The sequence below is a fragment of the Pseudoduganella sp. LjRoot289 genome (genome assembly GCF_964252925.1).
Taxonomy (GTDB): Bacteria; Pseudomonadota; Gammaproteobacteria; order Burkholderiales; family Burkholderiaceae_D; genus Rugamonas.
Map to the genome: position 1 here is coordinate 2,456,564 of NZ_CAXUPN020000001.1, position 13,867 is coordinate 2,470,430.

General features: G+C 66.2%; 11 protein-coding genes. 7 read left to right on the forward strand and 4 right to left on the reverse strand.

What is annotated here, in order from left to right:
- Position 1 precedes the first annotated feature (1 nt).
- From ACSQ8Y_RS10305 to ACSQ8Y_RS10320, 4 genes are read left to right on the forward strand one after another with little or no spacing between them, the layout of a single operon-like run.
- Entirely contained in the window at positions 2 to 1,144 is a 1,143-nt protein-coding gene (locus ACSQ8Y_RS10305) for a mannitol dehydrogenase family protein (RefSeq protein ID WP_436266361.1), read from the forward strand.
- Positions 1,141 to 2,094 (forward strand): sugar kinase, encoded by a 954-nt coding sequence (locus ACSQ8Y_RS10310; RefSeq protein WP_436266362.1) that lies wholly within the window; start codon positions 1,141 to 1,143, stop codon positions 2,092 to 2,094. Before ACSQ8Y_RS10305 ends, ACSQ8Y_RS10310 begins: the two co-directional genes overlap by 4 nt.
- Positions 2,091 to 2,936 (forward strand): amidohydrolase family protein, encoded by an 846-nt coding sequence (locus ACSQ8Y_RS10315; protein WP_436266363.1) that lies wholly within the window; start codon positions 2,091 to 2,093, stop codon positions 2,934 to 2,936. The genes ACSQ8Y_RS10310 and ACSQ8Y_RS10315 overlap by 4 nt, the downstream gene beginning before the upstream one ends.
- Complete coding sequence (locus tag ACSQ8Y_RS10320) at positions 2,933 to 3,652, forward strand: FadR/GntR family transcriptional regulator (RefSeq protein WP_436266364.1); 720 nt, start codon at positions 2,933 to 2,935, stop codon at positions 3,650 to 3,652. The genes ACSQ8Y_RS10315 and ACSQ8Y_RS10320 overlap by 4 nt, the downstream gene beginning before the upstream one ends.
- A 29-nt stretch (positions 3,653 to 3,681) precedes the next feature.
- On the opposite strand, the gene ACSQ8Y_RS10325 is transcribed toward ACSQ8Y_RS10320, so the two are convergent.
- Positions 3,682 to 5,856 carry a molybdopterin cofactor-binding domain-containing protein gene (locus tag ACSQ8Y_RS10325; RefSeq protein WP_436266365.1) on the reverse strand — a complete coding sequence of 725 codons (2,175 nt, stop codon included), beginning with the start codon at positions 5,854 to 5,856 and terminating at the stop codon, positions 3,682 to 3,684.
- Between the two features lie 253 nt (positions 5,857 to 6,109).
- On the opposite strand from ACSQ8Y_RS10325, the gene ACSQ8Y_RS10330 reads away from it, so the two are divergent.
- The 3 genes from ACSQ8Y_RS10330 to ACSQ8Y_RS10340 all read left to right on the forward strand — a co-directional run bounded on the left by ACSQ8Y_RS10330 (position 6,110) and on the right by ACSQ8Y_RS10340 (position 11,736).
- Positions 6,110 to 8,728 carry a glycoside hydrolase family 2 TIM barrel-domain containing protein gene (locus ACSQ8Y_RS10330; protein ID WP_436266366.1) on the forward strand — a complete coding sequence of 873 codons (2,619 nt, stop codon included), beginning with the start codon at positions 6,110 to 6,112 and terminating at the stop codon, positions 8,726 to 8,728.
- Positions 8,729 to 8,776: 48 nt separating this feature from the next.
- The gene (locus ACSQ8Y_RS10335) at positions 8,777 to 11,248 is read left to right on the forward strand and encodes a glycosyl hydrolase family 95 catalytic domain-containing protein (RefSeq protein WP_436266367.1); all 2,472 of its coding nucleotides are present in this window, start codon (positions 8,777 to 8,779) and stop codon (positions 11,246 to 11,248) included.
- A gap of 125 nt (positions 11,249 to 11,373) precedes the next feature.
- On the forward strand, positions 11,374 to 11,736 hold the full coding sequence (locus ACSQ8Y_RS10340) for a cupin domain-containing protein (protein ID WP_436266368.1): 363 nt from the start codon (positions 11,374 to 11,376) through the stop codon (positions 11,734 to 11,736).
- 41 nt (positions 11,737 to 11,777) lie between these two features.
- On the opposite strand, the gene ACSQ8Y_RS10345 is transcribed toward ACSQ8Y_RS10340, so the two are convergent.
- From ACSQ8Y_RS10345 to ACSQ8Y_RS10355, 3 genes are all read right to left on the reverse strand, one after another.
- The gene (locus ACSQ8Y_RS10345) at positions 11,778 to 12,452 is read right to left on the reverse strand and encodes a hypothetical protein (protein WP_436266369.1); all 675 of its coding nucleotides are present in this window, start codon (positions 12,450 to 12,452) and stop codon (positions 11,778 to 11,780) included.
- A 215-nt stretch (positions 12,453 to 12,667) separates the two neighbouring features.
- Positions 12,668 to 13,285 (reverse strand): flavin reductase family protein, encoded by a 618-nt coding sequence (locus tag ACSQ8Y_RS10350; RefSeq protein ID WP_436266370.1) that lies wholly within the window; start codon positions 13,283 to 13,285, stop codon positions 12,668 to 12,670.
- Entirely contained in the window at positions 13,285 to 13,752 is a 468-nt protein-coding gene (locus ACSQ8Y_RS10355) for an acyl-CoA thioesterase (protein WP_436266371.1), read from the reverse strand. The genes ACSQ8Y_RS10350 and ACSQ8Y_RS10355 overlap by 1 nt, the downstream gene beginning before the upstream one ends.
- Between the last annotated feature and the right edge of the window lie 115 nt (positions 13,753 to 13,867).

Sequence of the window (13,867 nt, forward strand, 5' to 3'; positions counted from 1 at the left end):
GATGACTTCCGCTATCCTGCAATTCGGCACCAGCCGCTTCCTGCAAGCGCACGTGGACCTGTTCGTCGACCAGGCACTGCAACGGGAACAGGCGCTGGGCCGTATCACCGTGGTGCAAACCACCGGCAACGCCCAGAGCGCGCAGCGGGTGGACGCCTTCAACGCGCCGGGCGGCTACCCGGTGCGCATCCGTGGCTGCGTGGATGGCGAGGTGATCGAGCAGGAGCACAGGGTCACGGCGGTCGAAGCCGGGCTGCATGCGGACCGCGACTGGGCTGCGATCCGCGAACTGGCCTCCACGTCGGTACAGGTGATCGTCTCGAACACCGGCGACAAGGGATACGAGCTGTCCGACCAGGATGGGCCCGAGCTGCTGGACGCGGCGCTGCCGCCGCGCAGTTTCCCCGCCAAGCTGCTGGTACTGCTGCACCAGCGCTATCTGCGCGGCGCCGCGCCCGTCACGCTCTACCCCTGCGAGCTGGTGGCCGACAATGGCACCGTGCTGCGCGACCTGGTGCGCAGGCTGGCGCACGCATGGAAGCTGGACAGCGGTTTCATCGTCTACCTGGGCAAAGGCTGCGTGTGGGTCAACTCGCTGGTGGACCGCATCGTCTCGGAAGCGATCGAGCCGGCCGGCGCGGTCGCCGAGCCTTACGCCATCTGGGTGATCGAGGCGCAAAAAAAGATGGTGCTGCCGTGCACCCATCCGCAAATCGTCGTCACGGACAAGCTGGAGCCCTATGAGAGGCGCAAGCTGTTCCTGCTCAACCTGGGCCACTCTTTCCTGGCCGAACACTGGCAACAGCACCAGCGTCCGCAGGACGAGACGGTGCTGCAGGCCATGTCCAATCCCAAGGCGCGCGCGCAGCTGGAAGCGGCGTGGGAAGAAGAAGTGCTGCCCGTGTTCGACGCGCTGGGCGAGGGCGACATCGCCAGGGCCTACTTGGCCGAGGTGCGCGACCGCTTCTGCAATCCCTTCCTGGCGCACCGCCTGGCCGACATCGCCCAGAACCACGAGGAAAAGAAGCGCCGCCGCATGCTGCCCGTGGTGGCATTGGCCAACAAGATGGAGCTGCCTCTGGCGCAGCCGCGCCTGCGCGCCGCGCTGAAGCTGGCGGCCGCGCGCGCCGCGCAAGCCGCATGAGCGCCTCGACTAACATGGCCGGTATCGGGCAGCGCGCTGCGGACGGCGCGTGCTGGTCCGTCGGCGAATGCATGCTGGAGCTGCGGCCGCAAGCGGACGGCAGCATCGTCCACGCTGCGGCCGGCGACAGTTTCAACACCGCCGTCTATCTGAAACGGCTGGCGCCCGCCTTGCCCGTGCGCTACGTCAGCGCGCTGGGCGACGACACGATGAGCGGATTGATACGCAAGCACATGCAGGCCGAAAGCATCGACGACAGCCTGGTGGACACCTTGCCCGGCGGCACGCCCGGCCTGTACGCGATCGAAACCGACGCCGCTGGCGAGCGCCGCTTCGTCTATTGGCGCTCGCAGTCCGCTGCCCGTACCATGCTGTCGGCCGCACACCTGGCGCAACTGCAGGCAGCACTGGACGGATGCCGCATCCTGCTGCTCACCGGTATCACACTGGCCATCCTGGACGACGAACGGCGCGCAGCCCTGCTGGCACTGGCGGCGCGACTGCGCGAAGCCGGCGCCTGGGTAGTGCTGGACAATAACTACCGCGCCGCCCTGTGGGACGCGGCGACCGCCCGCCACTGGATGGACCGCGCGGCGCAGGTCTGCACGCACGCCCTGTTCAGTTTCGACGACGAGGTGGCGCTGCATGGCACGCGCAGCCCGGCGGAGGCGCTGGCACGGATGGAAGCCTTCGGCATGCGCGAAGCGGTGCTCAAACTGGGCGCCGGAGGCTGCCTGGTCGGCGGCGCCGCGGGCCGCGCCGTGCACGTGCCGGCCCTGGAGACACGCGCCGTCGACACCACCGCCGCCGGCGACAGTTTCAGCGCCGGCTACCTGGCGCGGCGCCTAAGTGGCGCGGACAGCGTCCAGGCCGCGCAATTCGGCTGCACGCTGGCCGCAGCCGTGGTGGCGCACCGGGGCGCCATCATTCCCATGGAGGCCATGCCATGATGCGCATCGACGCCCACCAGCATTTCTGGCGGCTGGCCGCGCGCGCAGGCGCCTGGCCGCCTCCGGACCTTGCCCCCATCTACCGCGATTTCTATCCGGACGACCTGGCCGGCCTGCTGCAGCAGAATGGCATCGCCGCCACCGTGCTGGTGCAATCCATGCCGAACGAGGCCGACACCCGCTTCATGCTCGACCTGGCCGACCAACACAGCTTCATCGCCGCCGTGGTGGGCTGGGTGGACCTGAAGGCGGTAGAGGCCTCCTCGCGCATCGCGGTCATGGCGGCCCACCCCAAACTGCGCGGCCTGAGGCCCATGCTGCAGGACCTGAAAGACGACGGCTGGATCAACGATCCCGCCCTGGCTCCGGCGGTTGGGGCCATGCTGCGCCACGGCCTGCGTCTCGACGCATTGGTGCTGCCGCGCCATTTGCCATCGCTGCTGGCCTTTGCGCGCCGCCACCCCTCCCTGCCCATCGTCATCGACCATATGGCCAAGCCGGCCATGGGCGCCGTCCCGGACGCGCAGTGGCTGGACGACATGGCGCGCCTGGCGGCCGAGCCGCAGGTGCATTGCAAGCTGTCAGGCATGGTCACCGAGGCCGGCCCCGGCTGGACGGTGGAACAGCTGATGCCGTATGCACGCCACGTGCTGCAGGTATTCGGGCCGGAACGTGTGATGTGGGGCAGCGATTGGCCGGTGCTCCGGCTGGCGGCCGATTACGCGGCGTGGCTAGCGGCCAGCGACGCGCTGCTCGCACATCTGGACCAAGGGCAACGGGACGCGGTATTCGGCTTGAACGCCGCGCGCTTCTACGGCATCGAACAGACGGGAACAATATGAACGACATGACCGAAACCAAAGCGTTCCAGGCACCGGCCACGCGTCCGCCCGAGGTCCGCATGTACCGGGTGGTGGCCGGACGGATACAGGAAATGATCCGGGAGCAGCAAATGACGCCGGGCGCGCGCCTGCCCGCTGAACGGGAGCTGGCCGCGTCGCTGTGCGTGAGCCGCGCGTCGCTGCGCGAAGGCCTCATCGCGCTGGAACTGGAAGGCGTGATCGAAGTGCGCGGCGGTTCGGGCGTCTACGTCAGCAAGCACCCGGCCCCTCCCGCCGATGTCGCGGAAGCCGGCCCGGGGCCGTTCGAAGTGCTGGCAGCCCGCAGCTTGATAGAGACGGAAGTGGCGGCCACTGCGGCCAGGAATGCGTCCCCCGCCGCGCTGGACGCCATCCTCGCGGCCGTGCTGGAGATGGAACGCAGCCATGAAGACCGGTCCAGCAACGAACAGGCGGACCGCAATTTTCATATCGCGATCGCGCACGCGACCGGTAACTCGGCGCTGGTCGGCGTGATCGACTACCTTTGGCGCCAGCGCAGCAGCCTGTGGCACCGGCTGAAGGAGCACTACCGGACCGAGGAACTGCGCCAGGCAACCCTGCTGGACCACCGCGCGATACTGGAAGCCATCGTCAGGCGGGACGAGTCCGGCGCCCGCAGGGCCATGCGTACACACCTGGAGCGCGTGACCCGCACCTTCGCCGGCGGCGGCGCCTGAGCGCGTGGCCAGGCAGCCGGGCGCGCTGCCTAGGCGGCCGCCAGGTCGAACGGCAGCCTGCGCAGGCGCTTGCCGGTGAGGCTGAAGATGGCGTTGGCGTAGGCCGGCGCCAGCGGCGGCAGGCCGGCCTCGCCCATGCCGGTGGGCGGTTCGTCCGACGGCACGATGAAGACATCGACCTGCGGCATGTCGGGCATGCGGGCCACCGTATAGTCGCCGAAATTGCCCTGTTCGACTACGCCGTCCTTGAGCGTGATGGCGGAACCGGGCAGCGTGGTCCCCAGGGCCATCAGCACTGCCCCCTGCACTTGGGCTTCTATGGTCAGCGGGTTGACGGCGGTACCGCAAGCCACACCGGCCGTGACCTTGTGCAGCCTGGGTACGCCGTCGGTGACAGAGACCTCCACCACGTAGGCCACGACGCTGCCGGACGTCCCGTGCAGCGCCACGCCCCAGCCATGTCCGCTGGCCAGCTTGCGCTTGCCGTAGCCTGACCTGGCCACCGCCAGGTCGAGCGCCGCCAGATGCCGCGGATGCTTGCCGTCCAGTAGCCTGCGGCGGAAGGCAACCGGGTCGACTCCGGCCGCGTGGGCGGCTTCGTCGAGCAGCGTTTCCATGACGAAGGCGGTGTGGGACGAAGCCGCGCCCCGCCACCACAGCACCGGCACATTGGCCTTGGCGTGATGAACCGTCAGGTTGACCGGCAAGGCGTAGGTTTCGCCGACGCCCTCGATGGTCGTCGCGTCCACGCCGTTCTTCATCAGCGCCGCTTCGAACGGCGTACCGGCGCTGATGGCCTGGCCGACGATCACGTGGTCCCAGGCCAGTATGCCGCCTTGGGCGTCGAGGCCTATGTCGACCTTGTGGATGTGGGACGGACGATAGTACCCTCCTTTGATGTCATCTTCGCGGCTCCAGATCACTTTCAGCGGACCGCGCTTCCATGCCATGGCGATGTTGACCGCTTCAATCAGATCGTCCGAAGTGGCCACGCCACGGCGGCCGAAGCTCCCGCCGGATGCCATGGTATGCAAGGTCACCTGCTCCGGCTTGAGGCCCGACGTGGCGGCGATGGCGGCATGGTCGAAAGTCTGGAACTGCGAACCTGTCCACACCGTACAGTGGCCGGCCCGTAGATCAACCACACAGTTGATGGGTTCCATCGGCGCGTGCGCCAGATAAGGGAATTCGTAGACGGCCGAGATTTTCCCGGGCGCCGATGCCAGCTTGCTGGTATCCGCCATCCTGGCCGGCAGGCCTTTGCCGAGTGCGAGCGCGCGGTATAGCTCCATCTGCCGCGCCGAACTGACTTTTTCGACGGCGCTGGTGTCCCAGGCGATCACGAGCGCGTCGCGGCCCAACTTGGCTGGCCAGTAGCCGTCCGCGATCACCGCCACGCCGGTGCCGCCGCTGCCGGCCGCCAGCTCGAGCACGTCGATCACGCCCCTGATGGACCTGGCCTTCGCGGCGTCCAGGCTGCGCACGGTGGCACCGAACACCGGCGGGCGCGCAACCACGGCGACCTTGGCGTCGGGCGGTTTGAAGTCGATGCCGAACTGCTGCGTGCCATTGGACTTGACGCGCGCGTCCAGGCGCGGGACCGGCTTGCCGATGTAACGGAACGCGCCTGAGTCCTTCAGCTTGACCGTTACCGGCACCGGCTGCTGCATGGCGGCATCGGCCAGCGAGCCATAGCCGGCCTGCTGGCCGGCTGGGCCGATCACCATGCCCTGTGCGGTGCGGCATTGCTCGGGTTTGATCTGCCACAGCCTGGCCGCCGCCGCGATCAGCATCGCGCGGGCGCGCGCCCCGGTTTCACGGTAGTGGGTGTAGGAATGCGCCACGGAGAGGGAGCCGCTGGTCATCTGGATGCCGTAGAGCGTATCCTTGTAGGCCAGGCCGGCAGGCGCCAGTTCGCCGCGTATCTGCGACCAGTCGGCGTCGAGTTCCTCGGCGATCAACATCGGCAGCGCAGTATGCACGCCCTGGCCGAATTCGAGCCGGTTGACGATCACGGTGATGACGCCGTCCGGCGCAATGCGCAGGAAAGCGTTGGGCGCGGACGGCTCGCCAGCGCCGGCCGCGCGCGCCTGTCGCTGAGTTCCCGGGACCACGAAGCCCAGTATCAGGCCGCTGGCGGCAACCGTGCCGGCCTTGAGAAAATCGCGGCGCGACAACGCCGCGCGCTTGCATTCAGGCCGCATGCGGCGCTCCTTGGGCTAACATGGCTACGATAAAAGAGGATACGCGGCGATGGTACCCGCTCCCTGGCTCGACACCGTTATGAATATGACCAGCCCGCATATCAAAATTACTGCTGTGAGAAGGAAAAACAGTTTGAGTGCACTAAATATATAGAATACAATCACAGCCAATCGAACAGCAAGACAGCGGTACGGCGGCGCCTCCTGACGACGCCCTTCGCCGCCCTTGCCCCCTTACCCAGGAAATAAACGAATGCGCTGCACCATCCTCCGCTTCCACCGGTTTTTCCAGAAGCATGCATTACCTCTGCTGGCCATCCTGTTACTGGCCTTGCCCGGCGCCGCCCCGCAAGCGGCCGGGCAACCCCGTGAAATCATAGACATGAACCGGGCTTGGCAGTTCACCCTGGGCGACCCGAAAGGCGCGATGGACACCGCTTTCGACGACAGCCGGTGGGACGTGGCGCACCTGCCGCACTCCTTCAGCACGCCCTATTTTCTGGGCACGGGCTTTTACGTAGGCTACGGCTGGTACCGCAAGACGATCAGCGTGCCGCCGGCCTGGCGGGGCAAGCGCCTGAACCTCGAATTCGACGGCGTGTTCCAGGACGCGGAAATCTTCGTCAACGGGCAAAACGCCGGTCGCCACCGCGGCGGCTACACCGGCTTCAGCATCGACATCACGCCGCACGCGCGGCCGGGCGCCAACACCATCGCGGTACGGGTCAACAACCTGTGGGACGCCAGGCTGTCGCCGCGTGCGGGCGAGCACGTCTTCTCGGGTGGCATCTACCGCGACGTGCGCCTGGTGCTCACCGAGCCGGTGCACGTCAGCTGGTACGGCACCTTCGTGCAGACTCCGCAGGTGTCCAAGGAGCGCGCCACGCTGACCATCGAAACGGAGGTCGGCAACGCTACGGCGCAGGCGCAATCCATGCTGCTGGTGTCGAGCGTCTACAGCCCGTCGGGCAAGCTGGTTACCAGTGTCCGCAGCCGCCGCGCCGTGCCGGCCGGCGCCAGCGCCACCATACTGCACACTCCGCCCCCGGTCGCCAGACCCGAACTGTGGCAGCCGGGCCGCCCGGCGATGTACAGCCTCAAAAGTGAAGTCTACGTCGACGGCAAGCTTGCCGACGTCTTTACCACTCCTTTCGGCATCCGCTCCATCAAATGGACTGCGGACAGCGGCTTCTTCCTGAACGGCGAGCACGTCTACCTGGTCGGCGCCAATGTGCACCAGGACCAGGCCGGATGGGGCGACGCCGTCACGCGCTCGGCGTCGCGGCGCGACGTGAAAATGATCAAGGACGCCGGCTTCAATTTCATCCGCGGCTCGCACTACCCGCACTCCCCCGCCTTCAGCCAGGCCACCGACGAACTGGGCATGCTGTTCTGGTCCGAGGCGCCGTTCTGGGGCATAGGCGGCTTCAGCGCCGATCCCGGCTGGCTTTCCAGCGCCTACCCGCCCAAGCCCGAGGACCGGCCTGAGTTCGAGGCCAGCGTACTGGCGCAAAGCGCCGAAATGATACGCATCCACCGCAACCATCCGAGCATTGTCGTCTGGAGCAACGGCAACGAGACCTTCTTCAGCGCGCCCGAGGCCATGGGCGCGCTGCGCGAATTCACCAAACGCCAGGTCGCCCTGATGCGCAAACTCGATCCGTCCCGGCCGGTCGCCATCGGCGGGTCGCAGCGCGGCGAGATCGACAAACTGGGCGACATCGCCGGCTACAACGGCGACGGCGCCGCGCTGTACCTCAATCCCGGCGTGGCAAGCGTGGTCTCCGAGTACGGCTCCACGATCACCGACCGCCCCGGCGCCTATGAACCGGGCTGGGGCAACCTGAGCGACCCGCCGGACCAGCAGGGCAGCACCGCCGCCTATCCGTGGCGCTACAAGTGGCGCAGCGGCGAGGCGATCTGGGCCGGCTTCGACCACGGTTCGATTGCCGCGATTGAATTCGGCTCCATGGGCATGGTCGATTACTTCCGCATCCCGAAGCGCCAGTATTACTGGTACCGTAAGCAGTACGCGGGCGTGCCGCCGCCGGCCTGGCCTGTGCCGGGCACGCCCGCCAGGCTGGATCTGAGCGCCGACAAGACCGTCATCCGCGGCACGCAGGGGCACGACGACGTGCACCTGCTCGTCACTGTGAAGGACAAGGATGGGCGCGCATTGAGCAACTCGCCGGATGTGACGCTGGCCATCGAAAGCGGCCCCGGCGCATTCCCGACAGGCCGCAGCATCACCTTCTCAGGGAAGTCCCTGGTGGCAATACGCGACGGCCAGGCGGCGATCAACTTCCGCTCCTACTATGCCGGCAAAGCGCGTATCCGCGCTACCTCGCCGGGCCTGTCCGACGCAGTGATCGAGATTGACACCGACGGCCCGGACCCTTACGTTGAAGGCAGCAGTCCGCTGGCAAAACCGATGACGGTGGCGACTTACCTGCCCGCGAAAAAGGACAAAACGCAGACCGCCGTCAACGTCAGCCTGAACCGGCCCACGTCCGCCAGCGCGGCCGTCGCGGGCAGTTCGGCCAGGCTGGCCAACGATGGCCAGGACAGCACCCAGTGGCAGTCCTCGGCGGAGCAAGCCGTGTGGTCGGTCGACCTGGAAAACATCTACGATGTGCGCAGCATCGGCATCGATGGGCCGGCGCCGGGCACCGCCTTTGTGGTCGAATCGTCGCTGGACCGGCTGGCGTGGTCGCCGGTCGGCAAGGCCGAGGCAACGCAAGCGAAGTATGCACTGGCGGACTTCGCCGCACCCGTCAAAGCGCGGTTCATGCGCATCCGTTTCCTCAGCCTGCCGGCCGGAGCGCCGGCCACTGTGAAAGAATTCGAAGTCTATGCCGTTCCGGCCAACTGACATGCAATGCAGCCCTCAACCTCTACAGCCACTGACAGGACCGCTCCAATGATCTCTATACGCATCGCGCTTGCCGCGCTGGCGGCCACCCTGGCAGCCGCCGCCAACGCCCGCGCACCCGGCCCCGACGCACTGGTCCTGCACTACGACAAGCCGGCAGCCGCGTGGACGGACGCCCTGCCGGTCGGCAACGGCAGGCTGGGCGCCATGGTGTTCGGCCGCCCCGAGCAGGAGCTGCTGCAGTTGAATGAAGCCACGCTTTGGAGCGGCGGGCCGGTCGACAAGAATCTCAATCCGGGTGCCTTCGAAGCGCTGGGGCAGGTGCGCAATGCGCTCGGCGGCGGCGACTACGCCTCGGCCTATGCGCTGACCCGTAAAATACAGGGCCGCTACACGGAAGGCTATCTGCCCCTGGGCGATCTGCTGATCCAGCAGGACCTGAACGGCGCCGGCGTGGCCGATTACAGGCGCGCCCTAGACATCCGCGACGGCGTCGCCACCACCAGTTTCACCGCCAACGGCGTGCGGTACAGGCGCGAGGTGTTCGCCTCGGCGCCGGACCAGGTGATCGTGGTGCGCCTGACGGCGGACCAGCCGCGCGCACTCAATCTCGCGCTGGAAACGCGCAGCCAGCTGCGCGCCGAGACCACGGCTGCGGACAACATGCTGACCCTGCGCGGCAAAGCGCCGGCGCACGTCGATCCAAGCTACGTCAACGACAACCCGGAGCCCGTGGTCCAGGACGATCCGTCCCGCTGCAAAGGCATGCGCTATGAGCTGATCGCCAAGCCCATCGTGACGGACGGCACGCTGACCGCGCAAGGCGGCCGCCTGCGAGTCAGCGGCGCTTCGGAAGTGGTGCTGCTGCTATCGGCCGCGACCAGCTTCGCCGGCTACGACCAGTGCCCGGACAGCGCCGGCAAGGACCAGCACGCGCTGGCCGCCGGCCACCTGGAGCGCGCTGCGCGGCGCGGCTACGCAGCCTTGCGCGCAGCGCACGTTGCGGACTTCCACGGTTATTTCGACCGCCTGTCCTTGGACCTGGACCAGGACAAGGGCCAGCGGGACCGCAGCGCCATCCCCACCGACCGCCGCCTGGCCGACTACACCGACGGCCAGGCCGACCCGGCCCTGGAAGCGCTGTACGTCCAGTTCGGCCGCTACCTGCTGATTTCCTCGTCCCGCACCAAGGACGCCCCTGCCAACTTGCAAGGTATCTGGAACCAGCTGGTGCGTCCGCCGTGGAGCAGCAACTACACCACCAACATCAACGTGCAGATGAACTACTGGCCGGTGGAAAGCGCCAACCTGGGCGAGCTGTTTTCACCCATGAATGACCTCATCCGCAATCTGTCCGTCACCGGCAAGGAAACCGCGGCGTCGTTCTACCACGCCCCCGGCTGGGTGGTCCACCACAATTCGGACATCTGGGCAGCCAGCAACCCGGTTGGCGATTTCGGCAAAGGCGACCCCAAATGGGCCAACTGGGCTATGGGCAGCGCATGGCTGACCCGCCATCTGTGGGAGCACTACCAGTTCACCGGCGACCGCGCCTACCTCAAGGAGGCCTATCCAGTCATGAAGGAGGCGGCGCGCTTCCTGCTCGCCTGGCTGCAGCCGGACGCGCAGGGCCGCCTGGTCACCGCGCCGTCCACCTCCCCGGAAAACGCGTTCCACTACGGCGACAAAAAAGTCGGCATCGTCAGCGTGGCCTCCACCATGGACATGGCGATCGCCCGCGACCTGTTCACCAACCTGGAGGCGGCCGGACGGGTGCTCGACACCGACCATGCCTTCCGCAAGGAAGTGCAGGCTGCCGAACAAAAGCTGTTCCCCTTCCAGATCGGCGCCAAGGGCCAGCTGCAGGAGTGGTACAAGGACTTCGACGAGGTCGAGCCGGGCCACCGCCATGTGTCCCACCTGTACGCGCTGCACCCGGCGCACAGCATTTCGCCGCTGGCCACGCCGGAGCTGGCCCAGGCCGCGCGCCGCACGCTGGAACTGCGCGGCGACGAAGGCACAGGCTGGAGCCTGGCATGGAAAGTCAACTTCTGGGCCCGCCTGCTGGATGGCGACCGCGCCTACAAATTGTTCCGCAATCTGCTGCGCCTGACCAGGCCGGGCGACTCGCATGGCGGTGCCTACGCCAACTTGTTCGACGCCCATCCGCCTTTCCAGATCGACGGCAACTTCGCCGGCGCGGCGGGGGTAATCGAGATGCTGCTGCAAAGCCAGAACGACGAACTGCACCTGCTGCCCGCGCTGCCCGCCGCGTGGCGGGACGGCGAAGTGAAGGGGCTGGTCGCACGCGGCAACTACGTGGTGGACATGGCCTGGAAAGGCGGCACGCTGCAAAGCGCCCGCATCGAAGCCCGCCAGGGCGGCCAGTGCGTGGTCCGCACTGCAGTGCCGGTGACGGTGGATGGCGTCGCTGCGCGCAGCCAGCGCAGCGCAATCGGCTATACCCTGACGTTCAAGGCCGCCAAAGGTAAGACCTACCGCGTGCGGCCCAAGGCCTGACCGGCGAGCCGCCGCACTACTGCAATTCGAGGACGGTGAAAGCGAACGCCATGCATCAGCATGGCGTCAGCAAGCCTTGGGTGCGCATGTACAATCACCCATCTTTACTTTCCCGCTTTCGCAACATGCCAGCTATTACCGATTTCGGCGCCCGGACGCCGCTGCCCGAATACGACCATCCCCGCGAAGCGCGCCGACTGGTGGGCAATCCCGCGCGCACGACCTGGAACCACTTCACCAGCGCGAGCGGCGACATGTCAGCAGGGATATGGGCTTGCGAGGTGGGCAGTTGGCGCATCGCGTTCGCCGAGGGCAAGGATGAGTTCTTCTTTGTCACCGAAGGCCGGTGCCGCCTCATCGACGACCAGGGCCACGCCGTTGAGGCAGGCCCGGGTTCGGCACTGGTGATTCCGGCCGGCTTCCAGGGCGTGTTCGAAGTGATCGAACCGGTCAAGAAGCACTACGTCATCGTCGAACGCAAGGAATGACGCGGCAGTATGCCCCTGCCGCAATCCAGCTTGCTTTGATACTATCGTTTCTTGGAAAGATCCCGTACTTTTTTATGCTTCGCACCGAATATGGGATCCCATTTCGTTAGCCCAAGGCTCATCGCCATGGCATAAACAGTCTCGACGTCATCGGCGCTCCACTCCCCGCCGCCCTTTTTCACGATGTGTTTATGCTGCGGCGGCAGGGTCTGGTCACGATGGGTGCCAATGTGGCGCGGGTCGGCCTGCGTCAACTCGTATGAACCCACGAATTCTTCGTAGATCGCATCGGCCAGCGCCGATATCCCGCCACCGGCACCGCCTACCGTCATATTGGTCTCCAAGGACAGGATACGGTTCCCCATCACGGTCATCGACTGAAGCTTCGCCGATTGGGCGCCATCGTCGATCACCGTGTGGTTTACCGAGCGCCGAGGATTCCACAGCATGGTGACATCGGGCTTGGCCATGGGCTCAGCCTTGAATTGCTGGAGTATGCCGTCTGCCAGGTGGGGCCACATGCCCAGGTCGACCCACCACAACACTCTCTTCTTGTCGCCCTCGATCTCGAGCTCCTCCACGCCTTCCACCACCTTGGTCTGTATCGTGTTGTATTGCTGTCTGGCAAGTTTTATGTAGGCTTCTTTGCCCTCGATGACATAGGCGATATCGTTATCGGCCATGATAGCCTGCAGTTGTTCTTTGGTCTTATTCACGCACTTCGCTCCGGTATGGTTCTGACAAGATTCTTTTATCGGGAAGGCCGCCGGGCATGATGGTCAATTTCTGGCAGCTTACTTCCTGGCACGTCTTGCCATCTTCCAATCTTTCTCGATATTTCGCAAGACCAGGAACGGCAAATCCGCCACCTCGTTACGTGATCGTGCGCTGGATGGGATAATTAGGGCCAGTTCGCCTCCCATGCGACACGCTAGCGCGGCGGCACCGGACGCGCCAGCATGAAGCCCGCGTGCGTGGTGCAATAGCCATCCCCTCCCAGCTTGCCCACCGCATCCAGCCGCGCCGGATCGACGTTGCCGCGCGCATCGAGCACCGCATCGTCCACGCTGACGTGCACCACATCGAGCAGCACCAGCTGCCCTGCCAACGGCTGCGCGCCAAAGCGCACCACTTCGCGCAAACGGCATTCAAAGCGCACGGCGGCGTCGCGCAGCGATGGCGCCGCCACGCTGTGGCTGTCCGCCATGGCCAGGCCGGCCAGCGCGAATTCGTCGCACTCTGCCGGAAATTCGCCACTGCTCAGGTTCATCGCCTCGGCCATCGCCTGCGCCACCGTATGCACAACGCAATCGCCACCCTGCAGCAGGTTGGCCAGGGTGTCCTTGTCGCGCTGGTCGCGCCGGTTAACGTGGCTGAAGGCAAGCACCGGCGGATCGATGCTGGCAACGGTGAAGAAGGAAAATGGCGCCAGGTTGGCCACGCCCTGCGCGTCCCGGGTGCTGATCCAGGCGATCGGCCGCGGCAGCACGCTGCCGCTGGCGATGCGATAAAAGTCTTGCGGCCGCAGGCCGGCGATCGGGCTGTCCATTAGCGTACCTGCGCCGATTCATCCTGCGGCTGCGGCCCGCGGAAGCGCAGCAACGCCGCGCGCAGGTCCTCCGGCAGCGCCACCGCGCCGCCCTGGTGCACCGCAGTCGCCACCAGCACGCTATGCAATTCAAAGCGCACCTGGCCGCCGTCGACGCCGCGCACCGCCAGCCCGATCGACGAATTGCCGATGCGCTCCACCGACAACTGCCACTCGATTTCGCTGCCGAACACGCCGGGCGACAGGAAGGCGCACTCCAGCTTGACAGTCGGCAGGCCGAATTTGCGCGTCGAGATGAACTCCGCGTAGTTGATACCCAGCGCCTCGTCGAACCAGTCTTCGACCAGATCGTTCAGCTGCGCCAGGTAGCGCGGAAAGAACACCATGCCGGCTGGATCGCAGTGTGAAAAGCGCACCTTGCGCGTCTGGCGGAACAGATTCGGCTGGGCGGTTAGGGGCACGTTCATGGTTCGACCTTGTGATAGTGACGGGTTGCGCGACAGCATAGAACGGACTGGGCCAGGGCGTCAAATCAGCCTAAAGCATAGTGCGGATCGGCCCTCCTTTTTTCTGCACCGCGAT

Coding starts and splice junctions, on each gene's coding strand:
- ACSQ8Y_RS10350 (WP_436266370.1), bottom strand. CDS start 13,285: ATGGACAGCCCGATCGCCGGCCTGCGGCCGCAAGACTTTTATCGCATC.
- ACSQ8Y_RS10310 (WP_436266362.1), top strand. CDS start 1,141: ATGAGCGCCTCGACTAACATGGCCGGTATCGGGCAGCGCGCTGCGGAC.
- ACSQ8Y_RS10355 (WP_436266371.1), bottom strand. CDS start 13,752: ATGAACGTGCCCCTAACCGCCCAGCCGAATCTGTTCCGCCAGACGCGC.
- ACSQ8Y_RS10340 (WP_436266368.1), top strand. CDS start 11,374: ATGCCAGCTATTACCGATTTCGGCGCCCGGACGCCGCTGCCCGAATAC.
- ACSQ8Y_RS10325 (WP_436266365.1), bottom strand. CDS start 5,856: ATGCGGCCTGAATGCAAGCGCGCGGCGTTGTCGCGCCGCGATTTTCTC.
- ACSQ8Y_RS10330 (WP_436266366.1), top strand. CDS start 6,110: ATGCGCTGCACCATCCTCCGCTTCCACCGGTTTTTCCAGAAGCATGCA.
- ACSQ8Y_RS10335 (WP_436266367.1), top strand. CDS start 8,777: ATGATCTCTATACGCATCGCGCTTGCCGCGCTGGCGGCCACCCTGGCA.
- ACSQ8Y_RS10305 (WP_436266361.1), top strand. CDS start 2: ATGACTTCCGCTATCCTGCAATTCGGCACCAGCCGCTTCCTGCAAGCG.
- ACSQ8Y_RS10320 (WP_436266364.1), top strand. CDS start 2,933: ATGAACGACATGACCGAAACCAAAGCGTTCCAGGCACCGGCCACGCGT.
- ACSQ8Y_RS10315 (WP_436266363.1), top strand. CDS start 2,091: ATGATGCGCATCGACGCCCACCAGCATTTCTGGCGGCTGGCCGCGCGC.